The sequence below is a fragment of the Sporosarcina sp. D27 genome (genome assembly GCF_000586555.1).
Taxonomy (GTDB): domain Bacteria; phylum Bacillota; class Bacilli; order Bacillales_A; family Planococcaceae; genus Sporosarcina.
Genome location: NZ_AZUC01000046.1, coordinates 125,835 through 147,592 on the forward strand (window position 1 = coordinate 125,835; position 21,758 = coordinate 147,592).

The 21,758-nt window shown below is 40.4% G+C and carries 24 protein-coding genes; 18 read left to right on the forward strand and 6 right to left on the reverse strand.

Annotated elements, in window-relative coordinates:
* Positions 1-31: 31 nt before the first annotated feature.
* A complete protein-coding gene (locus N693_RS0108770) occupies positions 32-394 on the reverse strand; it encodes a DUF2500 domain-containing protein (RefSeq protein ID WP_156028896.1) in 363 nt (120 codons plus the stop codon).
* Positions 395-563: 169 nt separating this feature from the next.
* Here N693_RS0108770 and N693_RS0108775 point away from each other — a divergent pair, with 169 nt between their 5' ends.
* From N693_RS0108775 to N693_RS0108790, 4 genes are all read left to right on the forward strand, one after another.
* Positions 564-1,340: an amino acid ABC transporter substrate-binding protein gene (locus N693_RS0108775; RefSeq protein WP_025784420.1), complete on the forward strand. Its 777-nt coding sequence runs from the start codon at positions 564-566 to the stop codon at positions 1,338-1,340.
* 33 nt (positions 1,341-1,373) lie between these two features.
* Positions 1,374-2,033, forward strand: coding sequence for an amino acid ABC transporter permease (locus tag N693_RS0108780; protein WP_025784421.1), 660 nt, complete (start codon positions 1,374-1,376; stop codon positions 2,031-2,033).
* A gap of 15 nt (positions 2,034-2,048) precedes the next feature.
* The gene (locus N693_RS0108785; RefSeq protein WP_025784422.1) at positions 2,049-2,795 is read left to right on the forward strand and encodes an amino acid ABC transporter ATP-binding protein; all 747 of its coding nucleotides are present in this window, start codon (positions 2,049-2,051) and stop codon (positions 2,793-2,795) included.
* Positions 2,796-2,870: 75 nt separating this feature from the next.
* A complete protein-coding gene (locus N693_RS0108790; protein WP_025784423.1) occupies positions 2,871-3,425 on the forward strand; it encodes a DUF420 domain-containing protein in 555 nt (184 codons plus the stop codon).
* A 239-nt stretch (positions 3,426-3,664) separates the two neighbouring features.
* Here the strand turns inward: N693_RS0108790 and N693_RS20375 are convergent, their stop codons facing one another.
* Together N693_RS20375 and N693_RS0108800 are read right to left on the reverse strand one after the other, a co-directional pair.
* Positions 3,665-3,841 (reverse strand): hypothetical protein, encoded by a 177-nt coding sequence (locus N693_RS20375; protein ID WP_172643578.1) that lies wholly within the window; start codon positions 3,839-3,841, stop codon positions 3,665-3,667.
* A gap of 124 nt (positions 3,842-3,965) precedes the next feature.
* Positions 3,966-4,451, reverse strand: coding sequence for a general stress protein (locus N693_RS0108800; protein WP_025784424.1), 486 nt, complete (start codon positions 4,449-4,451; stop codon positions 3,966-3,968).
* A 217-nt stretch (positions 4,452-4,668) separates the two neighbouring features.
* On the opposite strand from N693_RS0108800, the gene N693_RS0108805 reads away from it, so the two are divergent.
* From N693_RS0108805 to N693_RS0108820, 4 genes are all read left to right on the forward strand, one after another.
* Positions 4,669-6,201, forward strand: a complete 1,533-nt coding sequence (locus N693_RS0108805; protein WP_025784425.1) for an APC family permease — start codon at positions 4,669-4,671, stop codon at positions 6,199-6,201.
* A gap of 176 nt (positions 6,202-6,377) precedes the next feature.
* Positions 6,378-7,367, forward strand: a complete 990-nt coding sequence (locus tag N693_RS0108810) for an EAL domain-containing protein (protein ID WP_025784426.1) — start codon at positions 6,378-6,380, stop codon at positions 7,365-7,367.
* Positions 7,368-7,421: 54 nt separating this feature from the next.
* Complete coding sequence (locus N693_RS0108815) at positions 7,422-8,846, forward strand: deoxyribodipyrimidine photo-lyase (protein ID WP_025784427.1); 1,425 nt, start codon at positions 7,422-7,424, stop codon at positions 8,844-8,846.
* Complete coding sequence (locus N693_RS0108820) at positions 8,843-9,268, forward strand: hypothetical protein (protein WP_025784428.1); 426 nt, start codon at positions 8,843-8,845, stop codon at positions 9,266-9,268. The genes N693_RS0108815 and N693_RS0108820 overlap by 4 nt, the downstream gene beginning before the upstream one ends.
* 62 nt (positions 9,269-9,330) lie before the next feature.
* Here N693_RS0108820 and N693_RS0108825 read toward each other — a convergent pair whose 3' ends face one another.
* The 3 genes from N693_RS0108825 to N693_RS0108835 all read right to left on the reverse strand — a co-directional run bounded on the left by N693_RS0108825 (position 9,331) and on the right by N693_RS0108835 (position 13,404).
* On the reverse strand, positions 9,331-11,547 hold the full coding sequence (locus N693_RS0108825) for a YhgE/Pip domain-containing protein (protein ID WP_025784429.1): 2,217 nt from the start codon (positions 11,545-11,547) through the stop codon (positions 9,331-9,333).
* A gap of 146 nt (positions 11,548-11,693) precedes the next feature.
* On the reverse strand, positions 11,694-12,368 hold the full coding sequence (locus N693_RS0108830) for an ABC transporter ATP-binding protein (RefSeq protein ID WP_025784430.1): 675 nt from the start codon (positions 12,366-12,368) through the stop codon (positions 11,694-11,696).
* Position 12,369: 1 nt separating this feature from the next.
* A complete protein-coding gene (locus N693_RS0108835) occupies positions 12,370-13,404 on the reverse strand; it encodes an ABC transporter permease (protein WP_025784431.1) in 1,035 nt (344 codons plus the stop codon).
* 290 nt (positions 13,405-13,694) lie between these two features.
* Between N693_RS0108835 and N693_RS20380 the strand changes: the two genes are divergently transcribed.
* The 10 genes from N693_RS20380 to N693_RS0108890 all read left to right on the forward strand — a co-directional run bounded on the left by N693_RS20380 (position 13,695) and on the right by N693_RS0108890 (position 21,746).
* Positions 13,695-13,850: a hypothetical protein gene (locus N693_RS20380; RefSeq protein WP_172643579.1), complete on the forward strand. Its 156-nt coding sequence runs from the start codon at positions 13,695-13,697 to the stop codon at positions 13,848-13,850.
* Between the two features lie 17 nt (positions 13,851-13,867).
* Positions 13,868-14,863 (forward strand): S66 peptidase family protein, encoded by a 996-nt coding sequence (locus N693_RS0108845; protein WP_025784432.1) that lies wholly within the window; start codon positions 13,868-13,870, stop codon positions 14,861-14,863.
* 50 nt (positions 14,864-14,913) lie between these two features.
* Positions 14,914-15,939: a DUF2332 domain-containing protein gene (locus tag N693_RS0108850; protein ID WP_025784433.1), complete on the forward strand. Its 1,026-nt coding sequence runs from the start codon at positions 14,914-14,916 to the stop codon at positions 15,937-15,939.
* A 58-nt stretch (positions 15,940-15,997) separates the two neighbouring features.
* Positions 15,998-16,612 (forward strand): GNAT family N-acetyltransferase, encoded by a 615-nt coding sequence (locus N693_RS0108855; RefSeq protein ID WP_025784434.1) that lies wholly within the window; start codon positions 15,998-16,000, stop codon positions 16,610-16,612.
* On the forward strand, positions 16,549-17,250 hold the full coding sequence (locus N693_RS0108860) for a DUF5694 domain-containing protein (protein WP_025784435.1): 702 nt from the start codon (positions 16,549-16,551) through the stop codon (positions 17,248-17,250). Before N693_RS0108855 ends, N693_RS0108860 begins: the two co-directional genes overlap by 64 nt.
* A gap of 81 nt (positions 17,251-17,331) precedes the next feature.
* On the forward strand, positions 17,332-17,727 hold the full coding sequence (locus N693_RS0108865; RefSeq protein ID WP_025784436.1) for an NUDIX hydrolase: 396 nt from the start codon (positions 17,332-17,334) through the stop codon (positions 17,725-17,727).
* A 601-nt stretch (positions 17,728-18,328) separates the two neighbouring features.
* Positions 18,329-18,775 (forward strand): VOC family protein, encoded by a 447-nt coding sequence (locus tag N693_RS19075; RefSeq protein ID WP_037593001.1) that lies wholly within the window; start codon positions 18,329-18,331, stop codon positions 18,773-18,775.
* 36 nt (positions 18,776-18,811) lie between these two features.
* The gene (locus tag N693_RS0108880; protein WP_025784438.1) at positions 18,812-19,333 is read left to right on the forward strand and encodes a GNAT family N-acetyltransferase; all 522 of its coding nucleotides are present in this window, start codon (positions 18,812-18,814) and stop codon (positions 19,331-19,333) included.
* 57 nt (positions 19,334-19,390) lie between these two features.
* Complete coding sequence (locus N693_RS0108885; RefSeq protein ID WP_025784439.1) at positions 19,391-20,080, forward strand: hypothetical protein; 690 nt, start codon at positions 19,391-19,393, stop codon at positions 20,078-20,080.
* Positions 20,081-20,192: 112 nt separating this feature from the next.
* Complete coding sequence (locus N693_RS0108890) at positions 20,193-21,746, forward strand: hypothetical protein (protein WP_025784440.1); 1,554 nt, start codon at positions 20,193-20,195, stop codon at positions 21,744-21,746.
* Positions 21,747-21,758: the final 12 nt, after the last annotated feature.

The following is a 21,758-nucleotide window of genomic DNA, read 5'->3' on the forward strand; positions in this document are numbered from 1 at the left end:
ACGGTTCTCCAATAGATGGGGAACCGTTTTTTTAAGAATGTACACGTTCAAATCCAAGAAAACGAGTACCTTGAAAAGTTAATTTTCCAATATCACCTTCGGCTAACATGCCATACTGATTACCTCTCATTTGAAACTCCTGTCGGTCGCCACTTTCATATTCAAACGTCACATAGTAGTAAGTACTCGCTCCTGTGTCACCAGTTCCACCGGACGTTTTCGTTCGTTTCGTTTTCACATGTGCAGCAACAGTGAGTTGAGGGGAATTGTTGTTTTTCCCCCATTCCGCTGCTCCTTTTATGAAGGTAAAAAGAATTATTCCTACTATAATACAGAAGAAAATTGCGAAGAAAATAGGAACTCCGCCAAAAAACGAATCGTTAAAAGGATCCATAGTCAAACCACCTTCCTGTTTTTTCTAGTATATACGAATTTCAGTGGAAACGGTTTCAAAAAAAGAATCAGTTTTTTCATAGCTAATGCTTTGCATTCTTTGAATTGTGTGCTATTCTATTATTACTTTAACAGACTAAAGCGATGAAGTGGAGGAAAACAATATGAAAATGAAAAAAATGAAGGTTGTGTTAGCCGGATTTGGTATCATTGCACTTTTAGCTGGATGCGGGAATTCTAAAGAAGCAACAAACGGTGAAAAAGAATTAGTCATCGGGGTTGATGATAAATTCGCACCAATGGGATTTCGAGATGAAGCGAATGAGCTTACTGGTTTTGACATCGACTATGCGAAAGCTGCAGCTGAACACATGGGCATGAAAGCGAAGTTTCAGCCAATCGACTGGAAGGCGAAAGAAACAGAATTGGTTAGTGGACGCATCGACCTTATCTGGAACGGGTATACGATTACAGACGATCGTAAGAAGAAAGTGCTCTTTACAAAACCATATTTAAGCAACGCTCAGGTAGTTGCAGTGCTTAAAGATTCAAACATTCAATCACTTAGTGATCTCGAAGGTAAAACAGTTGGTCTTCAAGCGTTGTCTTCAGCAGCTGATGCATTAGAAGCAAATCCAATCGCAGATAAAGTTAAGAACAAGACGGAATTCGCGGATAACGTTTTAGCACTTTCTGATTTGAAGAGTAAACGAGTAGAAGCAGTCATTATCGATGAGGTCGTAATCGACTACTACATGTCCAAAGAAGAAGGTAAATTTAAAGTACTCGACGAAACGCTTGCTCCTGAAGAATACGGTGTCGGAGTGAAAAAGGGTAACGAGGATTTATTGAAAAAACTGCAAGATGCATTAGATACGATGAATGAAGATGGAACAGCTGCACAAATTTCCGAAACGTGGTTTGGTGAAAACAAAGTACTAAAGTAAGTCACGGTTTCTAGTTAGGTTGGAGGGGTTACAATGTCACCAGATTATTTGTTATCGATTTTAAAGCCAATGCTCGAAGGGGCACGGGCAACGATTCTATTGTTTGTAATCGCAATCGTTGCTTCGATCCCACTCGGATTCTTACTAACACTCGCGGTTAACAGCAAGTTTAAACCGTTGTCGTGGTTAGCGAACACGTATATCTATCTCATGCGAGGAACGCCGCTCTTGTTGCAATTATTGTTCTTCGTGTTCGGGTTGCCACTTATCCCGGTCATCGGGGAATACTTAGTTATGGATCGCTTCGCTGCGGCTGCGCTCGCTTTCGTACTGAATTATGCAGCATATTTCGCAGAAATCTTCCGTGGTGGTCTACTATCTATTGATAAAGGACAGTATGAAGCAGCACAAGTACTCGGGTTGAACAAGTGGCAGACGACGACACGGATTGTCATTCCTCAAATGATTCGCATTGCGCTTCCAGCTCTTGCGAATGAATCGGTGACACTCGTGAAAGATACGGCGTTGTTGTATGCTGTTGCTGTTCCGGAACTACTCCACTTTGCGCAGACGGCAGTCAACCGCGACTTTACGATTGTTCCATTTGTCATGGCAGGCGTGATCTATCTACTAATTACAGCGGTTTTGACACTCGTGTTCAAGTGGTTGGAACGACGATTCCATTATGTATGAGGAAGGTGAAAAGCAATGGCATTAATTGAAGTAGTCGATATGAAAAAATCATTTGGAGATATAGAGGTCTTGAAACAGATCACATTCCAGGTAGAGAAAAACGAGGTTGTAGCGGTCATTGGACCATCCGGCTCAGGGAAAAGTACGATGCTTAGAAGTCTAGCTCACCTTGAAGAGATTGAAGGGGGAACCATTCGAATCGACGGGGAAGCGCTCGTAAATGAAGGGGTCTATGCGAGCACTCCTGAAATCAGAAAGATTGGTAGACGGATCGGTATGGTGTTTCAACACTTCAACTTGTTTCCACACTTAACTGTAAAACAGAACTTGGCGCTTGCTCCTAAACTTGTTAAGGGAGAGCCAAAAGAGAAACTTGCTGGACGGATTACAGAACTTCTAACTAAAGTCGGTCTTGCAGATAAAGTCGATGCGTATCCTGCTAATTTGTCAGGTGGGCAAAAGCAACGTGTTGCAATTGCACGGGCGCTTATGATGGAACCTGAGATTCTTTTGTTCGATGAACCTACATCTGCACTCGATCCAGAATTGACGGGGGAAGTGCTCGAAGTTATGAAAAAATTAGCGGAAGAGAATATGACGATGATTGTCGTGACACACGAAATGTCGTTTGCGAAAGATGTCGCAACGAAAGCATTATTCATGGCAGATGGGCAGATTGTCGAAGAAGGCGTGCCGACCGCGATGTTAACAAATCCGACACATGATCGAACAAAAGCATTCTTAGCACGCACTTTAGGCTGAAGTGAAGTGGCTCGGCCTTTCCACGTATGGTAAACTGGAAAGGTACGACAATTTACTAGCAATGGAGTGGTAACGTTGAAAAACGCGTCTTCTACAATTGAAACGCCTATAAAAAAGCGGAATTATAAGCCGTTCATCATCATTGTATCGGTCATTCTAATCGGTGCAATTGGGATTCTTTCAGGAATACCTGGAGTTGAAAATTTTGACGCATTTGATATTACAATTCTTCCGATGCTCAATGCGATCTTCAATACCTTTACATTCCTGTTTCTAGTAGGGGCTTTGATCGCCATTAAAAAACGCAATATCACGGTACATAAGCGATTCATATACGCAGCATTCGTGACGACATTCTTCTTCCTGATCACCTATGTAATGTATCACTTCTTGGCGGAATCGACACCATTCGGCGGCAGCGGATTCATGAAAGGATTCTACTTTTTCATTCTAATTACTCACATCCTATTAGCAGCAGCAATCGTACCACTTGCTTTAACGAGCGTAGCACGTGCATGGAACGGAGAAATCGAACGTCACCGAAAAATCGTCCGTTTCACAATGCCCATCTGGCTCTACGTCAGCTTCACCGGCGTACTAGTCTATCTCTTAATCTCTCCTTACTATTAAGTACTGTTGCAGATGAATATGCTATCGTTAACAATCTCCGTTGATTGAAACGGAAGACGGCGACTCCTGCGGAATCAGCGAAGAACGAAGACCCCGCAGTGAGCGAAGTGATCGAGGAGGCTGAGTTCGAGCCCGCGGAAAGCGTCCGTCTGAAGTGGAAGTCAACACTGTCTTCAATTTATACTAATTGAAAAAGCACAGACACCCCGTCAAAAATGGGATGTCTGTGCTTTTTTGTCTTACAACTCCTGATACGGCTTCATAAACCGTCCGCTATCTTTTACTTCCGCGTGATACAACGCCTTCAACGCAAAAGCCCGCTCCAATTCGTGTTCCTTCATAATCTGAGTCAACCGTGTAGATAGCTCAGGCTCCTTTTTCACAAGCTGCGCCATCTTTTGCTGATTATATTGCATATTCCATTCCGCCTCCGTTCTTTCCATGCCATTGCTACAGTATAGCACGCATCGCACCGTTTTTCGATGTCCACACAAAAACCCCCTTTTCAGAAAATCGAAAAGGGGGGAGAGAATCGCTTCCTTATAAAAGGGTACGGTTGTATTCATCTAGATCATGATCCGCTCTACGTGGATAATCCCCATCTACAAGAACGAGAATTTTACCCTCATCGAAATGATTATTGTATTGGTATGCTTCTTCTTCAGGAATCCCCATACCGATGAGTGCACCAGCTAATCCACCAACACCCGCACCTGCAGCAGCACCCGTAATTCCTGCAACAATTGGTCCTGCAGCGATAATAGGTCCGATACCAGGAATCGCAAGCGCACCGATACCCGCTAGTACACCTCCAAGCCCACCTAAGACACCACCCGTGGCCGCTCCTGTTGCCGCGCCATCCGTTGCGTGTGTTCCAGTTTCTTCAACTACAGTGTTAACGTGTTCGCGCTCTTTACTGATAACTGAAATTTCATCTGAAGAATAGCCTTGTCGTTTTAAGTCTTCAATTGCAAGAATCGCATCATTTTCACTTTCATAGTAGCCTACTACTTGTCGTTTTACCATGTTGAACCGCCTCCTGGAATTTTAATACTAGATTTCGTTGCTAGTCTGAGAATACCCGTGCCATTTTTTCTGAAACCTTTTGGTCCTTCTCATAACAATTTCTTAACTACACATTTAGATGTAGTGATTTCCAATTTTATTTTTTACAGAATAATAGGTTTTAGTTCTGACGAGTAGGGAATAAATCTAAGAAAGATTTTTTAGGGGGAACTTACACATGGATCAGACAGATGCGCATCAAAAGCGCAGAAAGTTAACGAAAACGCTTAAACCATCATGGGTCTTCGCGATTGCGCTAGGATCATCAGTTGGGTGGGGAGCCTTTATCCTTCCAGGTGATTGGATAGGTGAATCTGGACCACTAGGCGCCATGATCGGTTTGCTAATCGGAGCGCTAGTGATGATGGTCATCGCATCAAGCTACGGGGTTATGATTAAGAAATTCCCAGTGTCCGGAGGCGGATTCACATATGCCTTTATCGCAGCGGGTAAAATTTGGGCATTTATATGCGGCTGGTTTTTATCACTTGGATACATATCAATCGTTGCATTAAACGCTTCCGCATTTTCACTACTTCTTAAGTTCTTAGCACCCGGTTTTATGAAGCAATTCTATCTATATAGTGTTGCTGGCTGGGATGTCTATTTACCGGAAGTCATTATATCTTCACTAATCATCTTGTTGTTTGCTTTCGTTAATACAACAGGGACAAACATCTCAGGACGAATTCAGTTTTACTTTAGCATTCTATTAGTTGCTGGGGTTGTGGTGCTCGGTGCCTTTACATTTGGCATAACCGAAGCCCCAATTGAAAATATGAAACCGCTTTTCAGCGGCAACCAGTCGATTCTGACATCGATTCTTGTCATATTGGCGATTGCGCCTTGGGCATATGTTGGATTCGACAATGTTCCTCAAGCGGCAGAAGAGTTTAATTTTTCACCACGAAAAGCGACGATGCTCATTGTAGCTTCATTATTTGCATCATTCCTTATTTATGCTGTAATGATTGGACTTACGGCTTGGACATTCCCTACAGGTTCATCAATAGGTGATGGTAGCCTTTGGTTGACAGGTGAAGTTGTGAATTCCGCACTCGGATTTGGTGGACTCATAGTTATGGCAGTTGCCATCATGATGGGAATCTTTACTGGTTTAAACGGATTCTATATGTCATCTAGTCGACTTCTTTTCTCCATGGCTCGGGCGCGAGCATTACCTGACATGTTTAGAACGATTTCGAAGAAGAACCAGACGCCTATTTGGGGCATTTGGTTTGTAACGCTCATTACTCTTCCAACTCCTTGGTTCGGGCGCCAAGCGCTTACTTGGATTGTGGACATGTCTTCTACAGGAGTATCTGTAGCGTACTTATTTACGTGCATCGCGGCATATAAAGTACTTGCTTGGGGAGCTGAAGAAGCCAATCGTGAAATCGCTCCTATTAAAAAAGGACTCGCGTTATTCGGAATTGTAGCTAGTATCGCGTTCTTACTATTATTGCTCATTCCATTTTCTCCAGCTGCACTGACAACCCCATCTTATATTTTACTAGTCTGTTGGGCAGTACTTGGAGGTATTTTCTATAGTGTCATCCAAAAGCGCTATAATAGTCTAACTCAGGAAGAAACGGAATATTATATGCTCGGGAAGACGATAGAATCTGAAATAGATACCACTGTTGAAGTGAAAACGGAACGACCAAAGTCTAAAAGTACGGATACAACGGGAACAGGTCTACCTACGTAATTCGATATATAAGTGTTGAATGACAGCATGCCCCTAAAAGTACCATGGGGCATGCTGTTATTTTCAGTTTATTATAGGCATTTCGTAGTCTGATGCTTGCCACAACTAGGAGTAATCGATTACAATTAGTTATAAATTGGGTGATTCGAAATGTGGAATAGGACGGAGGGTTTGAATTGACTTGCAAAACGGCATGTATAGTTACCGACTTACAAATAGAAGTGAAGGTTGATGACCTAACACAACACAAAATGCTAAAAGAACACATGGAACGCCTGCATGTTCTGGGTGCTTTTGACGGAGAGAATAGCTCTGTATTTACTGTTAATGAAGCTGGTCTCCGAGATTTAACTGACTTTGCTCGGGATTTTTTAGATGTGAAAAAGTTATACTTTCGGATATCTGGAGAGGCACCGTGGAGATCCCTCTTGGAAGTGGATGAAGTGTTCACCTCTCAGTGGATTGATGACCTCATTCAACAAGAACGCGTGATTTCCTTTTATCAGCCTATTGTGGACGCAGAATGCTCTGTTTTCGGCTACGAGCTATTAGCTCGGTTCCATTCGCCTGAAGGTCGGATGATTTATCCAGATGAAGCATTTGCTGCGGCTAGAGCTCGTGGAAGACTTTATGCACTCGATCGGTTATGTCGGATTACTGCAGTTCGTCATGCAGCACCTCTTATTAATCTAAAAGCATTCATTAACTTTGTACCTACGTCCATTTATTCACCTGAGTTTTGTTTGCAATCGACCGTTGCAGTAGCAGAACAGTTCAATATCGACCCATTTCAACTTGTCTTTGAAGTTGTCGAAACAGACAAAGTAGATGATGTTGAGCACTTGAAAAAAATATTAAGATATTATCGTGACAAAGGGTTCAATTATGCACTTGATGATGTAGGGGAAGGCTATAGTACAGTGGAGTTATTATCCGATTTAAAACCTCATTATATGAAGCTGGATCGATCATTTGTAGACGGTGTCTCATTGGACGTAAAAAAACAAGAGAATGCAGAGATGTTTTTGACGAAAGCTAAAGAGAGCGGTTCTGTTCCACTTGCTGAAGGAATCGAACGGGAAGAAGATTTCGAGTGGTTAAAGGAGAAAGGCTACCAGCTGTTTCAAGGTTACTTTTTTGGAAAACCAGCCCTATCACCGCTATAATAGGAATAATTCAAGGACCGCTATAGTGAGCGGTCCTTTTTTAGGAGGGTTTTTTTGAAAACAATTGTCTGGTTCAGAAATGATTTGCGCTTGCATGATCATCCTGCTTTAAAAGAAGCGTCAGAATGTGGTCAAGTGCTCCCCGTATTCGTTCTACCGGACCATACGTCCCCGACGGCTGCTGATTGGTGGGTGTATGAATCCCTTAAGCAACTTGAGCAACAGCTCTTAGAGTTGGGGAATGCATTGACAATTTTAAAAGGCCCCGCCTCAAGAGTCCTATCAAGACTCGCAAAAGAAACACAAGCAGATGCTCTATTCTTCAATGGTCAAGTAGATCCTGTTTCCCGAAGAGAAGAGGTCAACTTGCTTCAATTGGAATCGTTATCGGAGGTGGACATTCAACGTTTCCCACCGAATATGTTGCTGGATCCTACCATTTTAATAACAGGAGCTGGTCAACCGTATAAAGTATTTGGTGCGTTTTGGAAATCTTTGCAACAACAGACGATTCCTTGGCCGATTGCAGCTCCCACTACATTGACGAGTTGGTTCCAGGGGTATCCAGGGACTATCCCTTTGGAACAATCAGGTTTACGGTCTTCGATTGACTGGGATGCCTCACTTCAAGAAGAATGGAAACCAGGTGAAACCGCTTCTTTTGAACAATGGGACAACTTTCGTGACAAGAGACTTAAGTATTATGACGCTAAGCGTGATTTCCCAGCATTGAACGGCACCTCCAGACTGTCCGGGTTTTTAGCTTCCGGTAATATAAGCATCCGAGCTCTTTGGCACTCCGTGAGAAATGCGCAGGAAGAGGGGATTGCCCCACAACCAGAAGCGTTTCTCAGACAGCTTGCTTGGAGAGAGTTCTCGCACTACCAACTGTTTCATTTTCCAGACATTACAGAGAGATCGTTACGTTCAGAGTTTCTCCATTTTCCTTGGCTTGAAGATTCAGCAGGACTGACCGCATGGAAGGAGGGGAAGACTGGCTACCCGCTCGTTGATGCAGGAATGCGGGAATTATTGGAGACAGGTACCATTCATAACCGTGTGAGAATGGTTGTCGCATCCTTCCTCATCAAACACTTACTCATTGATTGGCGTATTGGGGCGAAGTGGTTCAGTGAAACACTCGTCGACTTTGACGTCGCTAACAACACATTAGGTTGGCAGTGGGTAGCAGGCTCTGGATTTGATGCAGCTCCGTATTTTAGAATATTTAATCCGACGATGCAAAGTAAGAAATTCGATAAACAGGGAGCTTATATTAGAAGGTGGGTTCCTGAATTAGCTGCGCTTCCAGATGTATTTCTCCATGAACCGCATATTGCCCCTGAAGATGTCTTGGTTGAAGCAGGGATTGTTCTCGGTGAGACTTATCCGTTCCCAATTGTTGACCATTCTGCCGCTCGATCACGTGCTCTTGATGCATATGCGCTCATAAAAGGAAGGAAAGAGGGGCAAGCATGAAACGCACTCTTTGGGCAGCTGGCTACGGTCTAATTGGAGGACTCATCCTAACATTTCTGTTTAAATGGATAGAGTCTGCAACAGGTGAAAAAGTATACACATTCTTGCTCAATGTCGATTACATACCTGTTGTAGGAGATATCGCGTTCCAGGAATGGATAGAAGTGCTCTTTCACCTTGTAGTCTCGGTTTCGGTTGCACTTGGGTTTTATTTGATGTACAGGTTGCGTCCATCGTGGGAAAAAAGAGCAATTACGATTTGTACGGTGGGTAGTGTCATCATTGGGATATCTTTATTTCCAACAACAGCATTATCCGATAGAACACCAGAGATTACGGATGGGTTATCGCTTCTATACTGGTTACTGGGTCATGCAATCTTTGGGGCAGTGTTAGGCACTCTCTTCAGATTTGAAACCTAGACATGTGTATATACAAAAAGCACTTCAGCTGTCATAGCGACAGGACTGAAGTGCTTTTTGAGTTAATGGAATATCCCAGCTTCTTTCGATTTTTTCAATAGCTTGTTCGTTCCTTTATTAATGCGCGCCTTGAGCAGTGCACCGAACAGGATGAATGCAATCGAACTGCAAGCAAGGAATGACAAGTCTTTAGCGACTCGTTCCCAAACGATGCCGCCAACTGCCTCACGCATAACGTCAATTGCATACGTAAATGGTAGGAATGGGTTGATCATTCCAAAAAAGTCGGGTAGCAGTACAACCGGATACGTTCCCCCAGAGCCTGCAATTTGCAAAACGAGCATGACAATCGCCATGGCTTTACCGACATCACCAAACACAGAAACGAGCGTGTAGACAATTGACATGAAGACCAGGCTAATAATCACTCCGAATACGACAAACCAAAACGGTTCACGGATATGAACATCGAGCAACAACAGGTCTCCCGCAACTACAATGAACATTTGCAATAAGCCGATCAAACCGAATGTCAGGAGACGTCCGAAATAGACTTGTCGTGTTGTAAACTCCTCTCCGTGCACATCAGTAGATAGTAAAGAAATGAGAAGAAGACAACCGACCCAGAGGGAGAGCACTGTATAGAATGGCGTCATACCAGTCCCATAGTTCTCAATCGAGTATAACCGATTTTCCTTCAATTGGATTGGTTCTTCAAAAAACGTTTTTTCAGCATTCGGATCATTTTGGAGCAATTGAATGATTTGGTTAATATCCGTTTCTCCTTGAATGCTGCGGATTTTCTCCGCTAACTGATTCACTTTTTCAGAAACGTACGGATACTCAGTTACAGCTTTTTCGATTGTTTCTTTTCCTTCAGCCAATTCCCGATCTGAGTTGCCAAGAATCGTTTGCACTTTTGGAAGGGTGGATTGAATTTCGGTTAGAAGTCCTTTAGCCTTTCCGAGCGTGTCTTTTGCTGTAGCGACTTCTTTTTTAACTGTCGGTTCAATCGTATTCACATATTCTTTCATGAATGCATCCAATTCAACGGATGTATTTCCGGCAATTTTTTGTAAATCATCGACTGCCTGGTCCAATTCCTCAGCTTTACCTGTAACGACACTGTTCACTGTACGAGCATTCGTTTGTGCTTCTTGTAACAACTTTTTCAGATTGTCTGTTTTTGTAATCGCATCATCCAGTTTGCCAGACAGGTCGGGGGATGATAAGGAGGGAGCCGTTTGTTGTTCACTATCAGGTTTTTCATCCGGTGTCGGTAACTGTTCTACTAATTCCTGCAAACGAACAAGATCTTGCTTGACACCGTCGACCCGTTCAATACTTGCTGACATCCGCTCGTCCAATGATTTTTTCGCATTATCGAGTTCAGTAAAATCCATTTGAACGCCTTGTAACTGTTTCAAAAAATCGTTTGCTTCGTTAGAAATATCACTTACTTTTTTCAAATCGGCTTTAATTTTTGGAGACATTTCATTTAACTTCTGTTCAGCTTCGTTTAAATAGCCAACGGTTCGATTGATTTGGCCAAGCCCATCGTCTGTGATTTGTTTCGCTTCCGGCAACTTGCCTTGTGCTTCGTGGATGATGGCTTGTGCATCTGTAGCATCACCTAATCCTCGATTGAGAAGGTCATAGATTTCTGGCAAGCTTTTTTCAGCTTCAAACACATAGTTTTCGAATTTTTGAACGTCCGGTAAGTCTTGTTCTAATTGAAGGCCAAGTTTGTTTAGCATGTCAAAGATGACACCGTTCACAGTGGAAACGAATTGACTACTAACTTGGTCGACAATCACCGTTGCACCTTTTTCAGTGATTTTTGGTGCGATGGAGTTTAATTTCTCATTCACAAAGTAGTCGATTTCGGCTTTTTGAGGATTGCCGGATACAACTGACGCAAGTTGTTCTGACAAGTTCTTCGGTAACACCATGACAGCAAAATAATCGCCGTACTCGACTCCATCCATCGCTTCTTTTCGAGATACAAAGTGCCACTCCATGGATGGATTTTTCTTGAGTGTCGAAACGATTTCTTTCCCCGTGTCAATGTGTTTTTCTTGCACATCCGCTCCTTTATCTTCATTAACAACAGCGATGGGCAATTTATCGGTTCTGCCATATGGATCTGAAGAGGCATAAATATTGAGCCATGCGTACAAAGAAGGCAGGAATATTAAGCCGCCAATCAGCACTGCGGCGACCCAGTTTGTTGAGATGTTGCGCACATCCCGCTTAAAAATCGTGAAGATATTGCGCATTTTTTTGCCTCCTATTCCTTCTGATAATGGTATCCATACTACCAGATTTATGTCGAAGTTAGTATGAATCTGCTGGGTTCATGCCCTCTCTTCTATACTACCCAAAAACCCCTTGTCCTGAACGTCAGGCAAAGGGGTTTGCTCAATTATTCAATCAAACCATCTTTCATCGTAACAATACGGTCTGCATACGGTAACATATCTTCATCGTGAGTGACCATAAGGGTAGTGATTTTCAACGTTTTCGTTAGATTCCGGATGATTTCCATTACCTCTTTGGAACGTTTAGAGTCGAGACTCGCTGTTGGTTCATCCGCAAATAGCATTTTCGGTTGGTGGATGATTGCTCGTGCAATTGCGACACGTTGTTTTTCGCCACCAGAGAGGGAAGAAGGGTAGGCATCTTTCCTGTGTGACATGCCGACAAGATCCAGCACTTTCGACACTTCTTGCTTCTGTTGCTTCTTGTTTAACTTCGTTTCAGCGACATCTAGCATGAGCAGTAATTGGTCTTCAACCGTCAAAAAGGGAACAAGGTGCGATGACTGGAACACAAATCCGAATTCACTTGAACGGATTTTACGAATTTCTTCTTGACTCATCTGAGTCATGTCTTTACCTTCAAAAAGCACTTGCCCACCAGTTGCTTTTTGCAGTCCAGCGGCAATCGTCAAAATCGTCGATTTACCAGATCCTGATGGACCAACGAGTGCTGTGATTTCGCCTTCGTTCAAGTCAAGATCGACACCTTTTAAGATTTTCTCACTGACATCACCACTTTTGAATGTTTTTTCGACATCGTCAATTGTGAAAATCGCCATCTTACATCTCTCCTTGTTGGATTGCCTGCAACGGCTCCACTTTTTTGATTTGGAATCCTGAAATAGTTGCTCCGATGAATCCGATGACTAAGAATACACCAGACAGTAATAATGAAGTCTCAATTGGTAAGCTGAACGGCATACCTGCGGGAGCTACCATACTGAATACTTGGCTGAGCCCAACGGATAATACGAGCGAAACAGCTGTAATAAGTAACATTTGGTACCACATCATGCTAAACAGTGAAATGGTCTTCACACCAATCGCTTTCAATATGCCATACAATCCGATTTTCTGGACGTTCATCATATAGAAGAAAATCGCAAACAGCATACCGCTGATCACAACGAGGAACCAAATGATCATGTTGAGGGACATTTGTTCTGCGCCATAGCTCGGAATCGTATTCAAGAATTCTTTGTTATTGAATGATTCAAGTCCCTTGATGGAATCAGGACTGTCCGATCCTGGGATGAATACCGTCTGCATTTCCATCACACGGTAAATTTCTTGATAGTTTTTCATGCTGATGAACGCAACAGGTGCGTGGCTATACGTTTGCTTTTCTGCGAATCCAACGACTTTGAACTCTCCGCTGAATTGGTTATTTGTCAGAATGTCACCGACTTTAATCCCATCGTCTTTCAAGGAAGCATCCAGTACAACTTCATTGTCTTTGACATTCGGGAATAGTTCGCTGTCAGTGGAAGTCACAAACGCTACACTATGCTGTTTGTCATCTGTATCGTTGACAAAGCCCATTTGAATGGACATTGCAGTGGCGCCTTTATAGTCTGCGAGCAATTTGTCTTGCTGATCGATATCGATTTTAGAAAGGTTGTATGTTTGTTTTGCATCTTCATTTAAGTAGAACTGCCCGTTGGGGACATTTTTAATAAGAGCAGCGTTGTCTTCAGACAATCCGTTCGCAAGCCCAGAGATAATGAAGGTCAAGAAACTAACCAAAAAGATAATCGAACCGAGTATCAGGAACTTCATTTTACTTTTTTTAACTTCTTTCCACGCCATTTGCATGGTGAACACCTCCGTTATTGATTACCTTCAGTGTACTCCCGCAATATGAACGCTACATAAACTCATCATTACAATTGAATCGCTGCGAAACTTTTTCCCTACCAGTATTGAGATTCATCATCTGGTAGGGAGTATGTGCTAAATATTTTCCAATTATTAAGTGTTGCTAGATAGAAATATGGTATAATTATCCGGAATAAAAGAGTTAACATTCGGATAACAGTTTTTAGATTCTCTATACATACACCAAAATATCTGAATGAGCTTTTAAATAGGAAGGAGGAATTCTTATGGAAAATATGATTTCTGTACTCCCAATCCTTTCACTACTTTTTTGGCTTGTACCATTTGTGTTCATCATTTGGTTTCTAATTACTTTCATTAAATTACAGAAAGAAAAAAATCAAATCTTGCGTACAATTGCAGATAAGATGAACAATTTATAAGGAGAGGAGTACACAAAATGAAGCGATTAAAACAAGGGGATACAATCGGAATCTTCTCCCCATCATCACCTGCTACTGTGAATGCAGAACCACGCTATAAACGGGCAAAAGCGTTTTTGGAGTCGAAAGGATTCATCGTGAGAGAGGGGAATTTAACAGGGAAAGACGAAGGATACCGTTCTGGCACACCAAAAGAGCGAGCAGAGGAACTAAACGAGTTGCTTAGAGATCCAGATGTCACCATGATCATGTCCACAATTGGTGGCACCAATTCAAATAGTATGTTGCCCTATATTGACTATGAAGCGTTTAAACAAAACCCCAAACTTGTAGTTGGATATTCGGATACCACAGCGATACTACTCGCGCTTTATGCAAAAACAGGTATCCCTACATTTTATGGACCCGCATTGGTTCCGTCATTCGGGGAATTTGAGCCACTAGTCAATGTTACGTATCGCTATTTCGAGCAGTATTTTATGCAAGAAAGTGTCATTCCTTATGAAGTACCAATGCCTGACTATTGGTCCGACGAACCGGTCAACTGGTTGGAGAAGACGACTGAGAAAAAGTTGTATCCAAATGAATGGGTGACGGGGAACGGAGGAGCTGCAGAAGGACGGCTGATTGGAGGGAATTTGAATACGATGTACGGCTTTATCGGGTCGTCGTATTTCCCTGAGTTTAAGCACGGGGATATTTTACTAATTGAAGACTGTATGAAAACGGCATCTGTGGTGGAAAAAAACCTTGCTATGCTAAAAGTACATGGTGTCTTTGAAAAAGTTGCGGGCATCATTTTGGGGAAACACGAATTATATGATGATTTAGGGACCGGCAAACAACCTATGGATTTATTGTTAGAACAGCTAGATGGACTGCCAATTCCGATTCTAGCTGAATTTGACACGTGCCACACACATCCCATGCATCCATTAACCATTGGGAAAAAGGTCAAGCTAGATGCAGATGCAAAAACTGTATCTTGTACTGAACGTTGGCTTGACGTTTAAGTAAGCGAATATCAAGGCCGCTTAAACAGAATATTAGAGGAGGAACAGTTATGCAAAACTCTAATTTGTCCAGGAGTTTTATGAACTTCGCAAATATGGAATGTAGGGGCTCAAGTCAACTGTATGAATTTCTATCTTTAAAAATAGCAGAAGACTCTAATTTACTCGATTTGTGCCTGGAAGTACCAAAAGGTCAGCCGGTACCTAACCTATTATTCGGGGCTGTTCATTATCTTCTATTAAAAGGATCTGTACATCCATTAAAAGACTACTATAGTAGTGTTACAAACCAGCCAAAGAAAATAGACAGTGAGACCTTCGTCAATTTCAAAGATTTCTGTGAGAGATATCGTGATGAAATCACTCCATTACTAGAGAACAGGTTAGTTCAAACAAATGAAGTAAGAAGATGTGGTTACCTGTATCCCGTTTTTTCGTGGATTTACAACAAAGTTGAAAAACCATTATCTCTTATTGAAATTGGAACCAGTGCGGGTCTTCAACTTTTATGGGATCACTATAGCTATTCATACGGAACTGGGGAAATGTATGGTAATAAAGATGCTGGGGTTCATATTACTTCAGAAGTTAAAGGGGATCACTTTCCAATGTTGCTTTCAGAAAGCCCTCCTATTGCCTCTAAAATTGGACTAGATCTCAATATAAGCAACCTATCTGATCCAGATGATTATTTGTGGTTAAAGTCACTCATTTGGCCAGAGCATCAGGAACGACTGGAGTTATTTGATAGGGCTGCTGATTGTTTGAAAGAAAACCCAGTAAAACTAGTTGAAGGAGATGGAGTATTTTTACTTTCAGATGTAGTAGATACACTTCCTAAAGAATCCACGATCTGTATCTTCCATACTCATGTTGCAAACCAAATCCCAACAGAAACTAAACACGAACTATTAGAGAAGGTAGCAAAGATTGGGAGTAAGAGAGACGTCTTTCATATATACAACAATATGTGGGATCGACAACTCCACCTCGATTACTACGAGAATGGTGTGGAATATAAAAACACGATCGGTGACACAGATGGACACGGAAGATGGTTTGAATGGAATTTGTAACTTAGCTGATAATTTTTTTCATAAAAAGAAATACCACTGGAGTGGGGAGGCTGCTTGAATGACTGGATTTTTAGTTGGAAAGAGACTTACCTTGAGAGAAATGGAAGATAGAGATTGGATGGATGTACATAGATATGCCTCTCAACCCAGTGTCTGCCAATATCAACCGTGGGGACCGAATACCGAAGAAGAGTCACAGCTATTTGTTCAACAAGTGATGGCAGATGCTGCAGTGAATCCAAGAAGTAGGTTTGTGTTTGCGGTCACCGAAAACGACGTGCTAATTGGTGCAGGCGAGTTGAATATACGGAGTTTTACCAATAGAGAAGGGGAAATCGGCTATATTATACATCCGGATTATTGGGGAGAGGGATACGCTACAGAAGTAGCAACTCTTTTAATAAACTTTGGATTTGAGAACTTAAGTCTACATCGTATCTTCGCTACATGTGATCCAAGAAATGTTGGCTCTTCAACGGTTTTAGGGAAGGTCGGAATGACTCATGAAGGAAGAATACGAGAAAATCTGCTATTGGAAGAGGGTTGGCGAGACTCCTTTCTCTATAGTGTTTTAGATAGTGAATGGAGAAAAAAAAGGGGGGGAATTCGATGCAGAAAAAGGCTAAAGTTCTTGTACTTGGAACTTTTCATATGTTTGAACATGATGACCTAAATTCCGAAAAAAGACAAACTGAAATCGAGGAATTAGTTTCTAAATTAGCAATTTTTAAACCAACGAAGATTGCAGTTGAAATGGTAGCAGAAGAGAACGTGGAGTTAAACGAAAAATATATCCATTACAAGTCAGGCTCGAACAACTTAGAAATGAATGAAATCGATCAAGTAGGTTTTCGTTTAGGTTTAAAGCTTGGCCATGAACAGATATACGCAATCGATTGGATGGGCGAGTATGACATGCATTATGGAGAAGTCGAGAGTTGGGGGAGAGAAAACCAACCTGAACTTTTAAATGAAATATACAAGGAACTTCACGTGCCAGAATTAACAGAAAATAAAAGTATAATAGATTACTATAGAGAGCTAAATGATCCAGTTCTCATTAATATGTTCCATAAGATATATGTAAACATAGCACGTATCGGTGACTTCAATAACTATGTCGGTATGAACTGGTTAGGCTGGTGGTATAAGAGGAATTTAATTATGTTCGCTAATCTGACTCGTCTAATTGAGTCTGAGGAGGAGCGTATTCTATTGATTGTAGGCAGCTCCCATTCATCGATCATCACCAAGTTCCTTGAAGAAAGTGAAGTTTGCGAAGTTGTTCAACCTTTAAGTATATTAGACTGAATAATGGTGAGCTATATCTGAAAACATAGGTTTTATCCGAGCATTCAGTTTAATAATGGGATTAAAGATTTGGGGGATTTGATGAAAAGGTGGTTGGGTTCAGCAGGGATATGCTTTAACGAAAGAAATGAACTACTAATGGTGAAAGCTCACGGATCAGGAGAATGGTCGGTTCCTTCTGGCGGTATTGAAGAAGGCGAAAGTCCAGAGGAATGTTGCATAAGGGAAGTTAAAGAAGAAACAGGATATGATGTGAGGATTATCGAACAATTGCTAGTTAAAGAAACGTCGATTAAAGGTATTGAAGTGAAAACATATTATTTTAGAATAGATACGTTTGGCACGAGCACTGGTATTCAGGATCCTGATGGTATCATAGGAGCTACTGCTTGGAAGTCATTACCTGAAGTGAAAACAATGTCTCACGCATACCCCGAGGATTTAGATTTCTTATTGGAACAATTTAACTATAAATAACAAAATGTTCGCGCTTTTAACTAAGAAATCATTCTTATGAATGGTGCCGAAATTCCGAAATGCACGTGCATAAAAAGTTTAATCATAAAAAGAATGGAGTATCGATATGAGGACGTCATTAGAACTACTTCGCATACTTATAATTCTTATATTTTTTGGTGGTTTGGGATGGGCTATATTAAAGAATATTTATACCATGTATGAAGTACCTACTGAAGACATGTGGGTTGGTTCAATAGCAATTTTTATAATCATTTTTGTATTATATAGAAACAAGTTACAGTTTTCAGGATGGTATAAAGGAAAAAGTAAAGAAAAACTCCCAAAAAACGTGTCATTGTTGCTAATTCTTCTGTCATTTTTATTATTGATAACTCCGATAGTAGTTAGTTCTTTTTAAAGTTAAATAAAGTAATGATACTGGATGATCTCCATCATATCAATAATAATATTGATTTTTCATAATCCAAAGACTACATTGCTTGAATTTGTTATCTACGTCTGTGTTACATTCATTTGATCAATCATACAAATCTTACTCCATTTACGGAAATGAATAACCTAAATAATCGACCTATTTTTTTACACCAGGAGGTATTTAATGATAAAGGGTCTTTATGAAGCGCATTTACCAGTTAGTAACTTACAACAGTCCATTGATTTTTATACAGATTTAGGGCTTATCCTATATAAAAGATATGAAAAGGTAGCATTTTTTTGGATAGAAGAAGGAAAAAGTTGGATTGGTTTATGGGAAGGTACTGAATCAACAATTCCTTATCATGTTTCACTAAGACATCTAGCATTTCTTGTAGACTTAGAAGATATTAAGAATGCAACGCTTTGGTTAAAAGAAAGAGGAATCAAAGTGAAGGACGAATTTAATATAGGAACAAAGGAACCTGTTGTTGTTCCGAATCAAGCTCATGCAATGATTTATTTTAATGACCCTGATGGGAATAGTTTGGAGCTTATCACAAGACTACCAAAAGAAATAGATCAATCTGAAAAAATGTATTTGAGTCAATGGGAGAAGCTATATTCTTAATTTATTCAATATGAAGTTTATCTTCGGAGGGATTGAGTGAACATTAGAAGAGCTTCTTTATCCGATGCAGAGGCTATAGCGAATGTCCACGTTGATAGTTGGAAATCCACTTACAAAAGCATTATTCCGTACGAGTTTTTGCAGACATTATCATATGACCAACGAACAGACTTGTGGATTCGCAACATTTCTAAAGAGGAAAACTACATCTTTGTAGCAGAAAATAATCAAAGAGAGATCATAGGATTTGTAGATTGCGGTAAAAGGGAAGGTAATCATGTTGAGAATTCGGGTGACCTAACCTCTATTTATCTTCTTGAAGAATATCAAAGAAAGGGCGTAGGTAAACAATTATTGAAACGTCTCTTCCTTCAATTTGAAGAGTTAGGTTTCGATAGAATTTTTGTAGAAGTATTAGAAGAGAATAAAACACGCTTTTTCTATGAGTATTATGGTGCTAATCTCTTTAAATCTAAAAGAACCACAATAGCAGGTACTGATTTAACACTTCTGATTTACGAATGGAATGATCTTAATGATGTATTATCTAAACTGTGACTTACACCAAAATGGGGACTTACTTGCAAAACGAAAAAAAATATTGGAGGAAAAATTATGGATATAAAACAAGTCACATTACAGGCTACCAAAATAGAAGAAATGAAATACTTTTATACGGTTACACTTGGATTAGATTTAGTTGAAGATAACGAAGACAAGTTTTGTGTCGCAGTCGGTTCAAGTAAATTGGAGTTTACAAGTACCAATGAAAAAGTAAATCCATATTACCACTTCGCCTTTAATATACCGAGAAATAAATTCAATGAAGCAAAGTCATGGGTTGAAGAAAAAGTAAGTTTAAATCGAGAAGATGGAGTAGACGAAGCAGACTTCCCACATTTATCAGCTCGCTCGCTCTATTTTAATGATCCCTCTGGTAATATTGTAGAATTCATATCCAGACATTCCACATCTGACAATGGAGACGAACCATTTTCCCATAAGAGTATTCTAAATATCAGTGAAATTAGTCTCACTGTTCTTGATGCGATAAAAGTTGGACGACAATTAATGGAGTTGGGTATCAAAGAACGTGACAATGAACCATTAAGTGCTACTTCTCTTAACTTCATGGGTGACACTAAAGCTGGAGTTTTTGTGTTGCTAGTTCAACCTGGCCGAAAGTGGATATTTTCAGATAAAGATTCTACTGTTTTCCCTCTTGAAATCACACTAGCAAATGATGTGAAAATTATATTAAACGATGAAAATGAAGTAGTAGTAACTAGTGCACTTGTCCAATAAAAGTGTTTGATAAAGAATCGTTATCAATTATTTTTGACTCCGATAAGTAAGAACTGATCGATTACTTAAAGATCTTTTTCACTATTGTTGTGTCATCTTGGAGGAAAGTAAATTGCGCGTTGTTAAATATATCTTCTTTACATTAATAGGCTTAATTATCACAGCTATCTTGTTGGTTGGCGTGTTTCTATTATCAAGTAAACTATGGGGAACTATTGTTTTAATTCTGGGATTAATCGGCTTGTTTACAGCTTTTATTTTTGCACTAGTCAACTTTATTAAATCACAGTCTAAGCTTTATAATTGGAACGGATTAATAAAACTTTCCTTAAAATCTTTATATTTGATTATCACCGGGACACTCTTGGTTGTACTATGGATTTTTAACTTCGCAATAATTGATGAATACGGGGAGTTTACTCCGCTTGATAAAATGAATGTTGTCCTGGGTAAGACCGATATTAACGAAAAAGCAATCCAACAACTCATAAAAGACTATCCTGAATTAAAGAGCCAAAATATTACGTTCAAATACCCACCGAATTCGGAGGACCAAGTCCATGAGATGATCAGCAAAATGGGTGATATTGAACAACTAGAACTGGAAATATTCGGATATCAAATACCTAAAACTAAGAATATAGAAGTTATTATTTTGCCTAACTATGAGGAGTACATACAAGCAAGAACATCTGCAGGGGAAAGGGAGGGCGGTTCGTATACTAGAATGGATAATAGAGCCATCATATATGAGCAGCCAAAAGATGTGAATGGTGAGGAACCTTCATTGTCTGGAATTCTTAGTCATGAGTATGGTCACTATTTGATGGACATGTTTTTAGTCGACAAGGGAATAAAATTTGACGATGTCCCTACTTGGTATCATGAAGGCGTAAGCGAATACATAGGGAATCAGGTAGGTGAGGAATTAAAATCTGCTGGAAACATTAGCCCTGATTTAACGGTTGTCAACTTACAAAGTTCTCAAGATTGGAAGAATGCTACTAAGCAATCTGAATCTGATGTCTATTACTTTGCAGGAAAAGCAATTGAATATGTACTAGGAAGCGTTGACGATTCCATTATTTTGTCAGACATTGTATTAAATATAAAAGAATTCGGAACGTTTGATGAGTCCTTCAAACAACTCACCGGGATAGATCCAAAGACACTTAATATTGAAAGTATTAATTCATGGGAGAAAGATTTAGATGTAGCTTATAAGCTTTGGCATGAGGATGATTTCAAGAAAGCTGAAGAAAACTATAAAAAAATTCTTAAGAAGCATCCACGAGAACCGTTAGCATGGCACCAATACGCATTATTGCTTGTAAAACAAAAAAGATGGGAAGAAGCTCTCATCGCTAGAAGAAAAATCATTAGTATAGAACCCGAAAATCCGTATAGTTACATGGATCTCTCCTATTTATTAACCGTTATTGACTCTCAAGAGGCAGTAAACTCTGCAGAAAAAGCTTTGGAGATAGTTAAGAAAGATAATATTGAGGACTGGGGTTTCTCTCAAAAATGGTTAGATGATGTTTCTCACTATCATGAACTGAAGAATGAAAAGAAATATACAGAAGCTTATCAATTCATTTCACAAAGTGAGCAATTGTCTAATTTTCCTGAAATAATAGGAGCGCTAAGCCAGATTAAGAACTAGCTGTTCCTATCT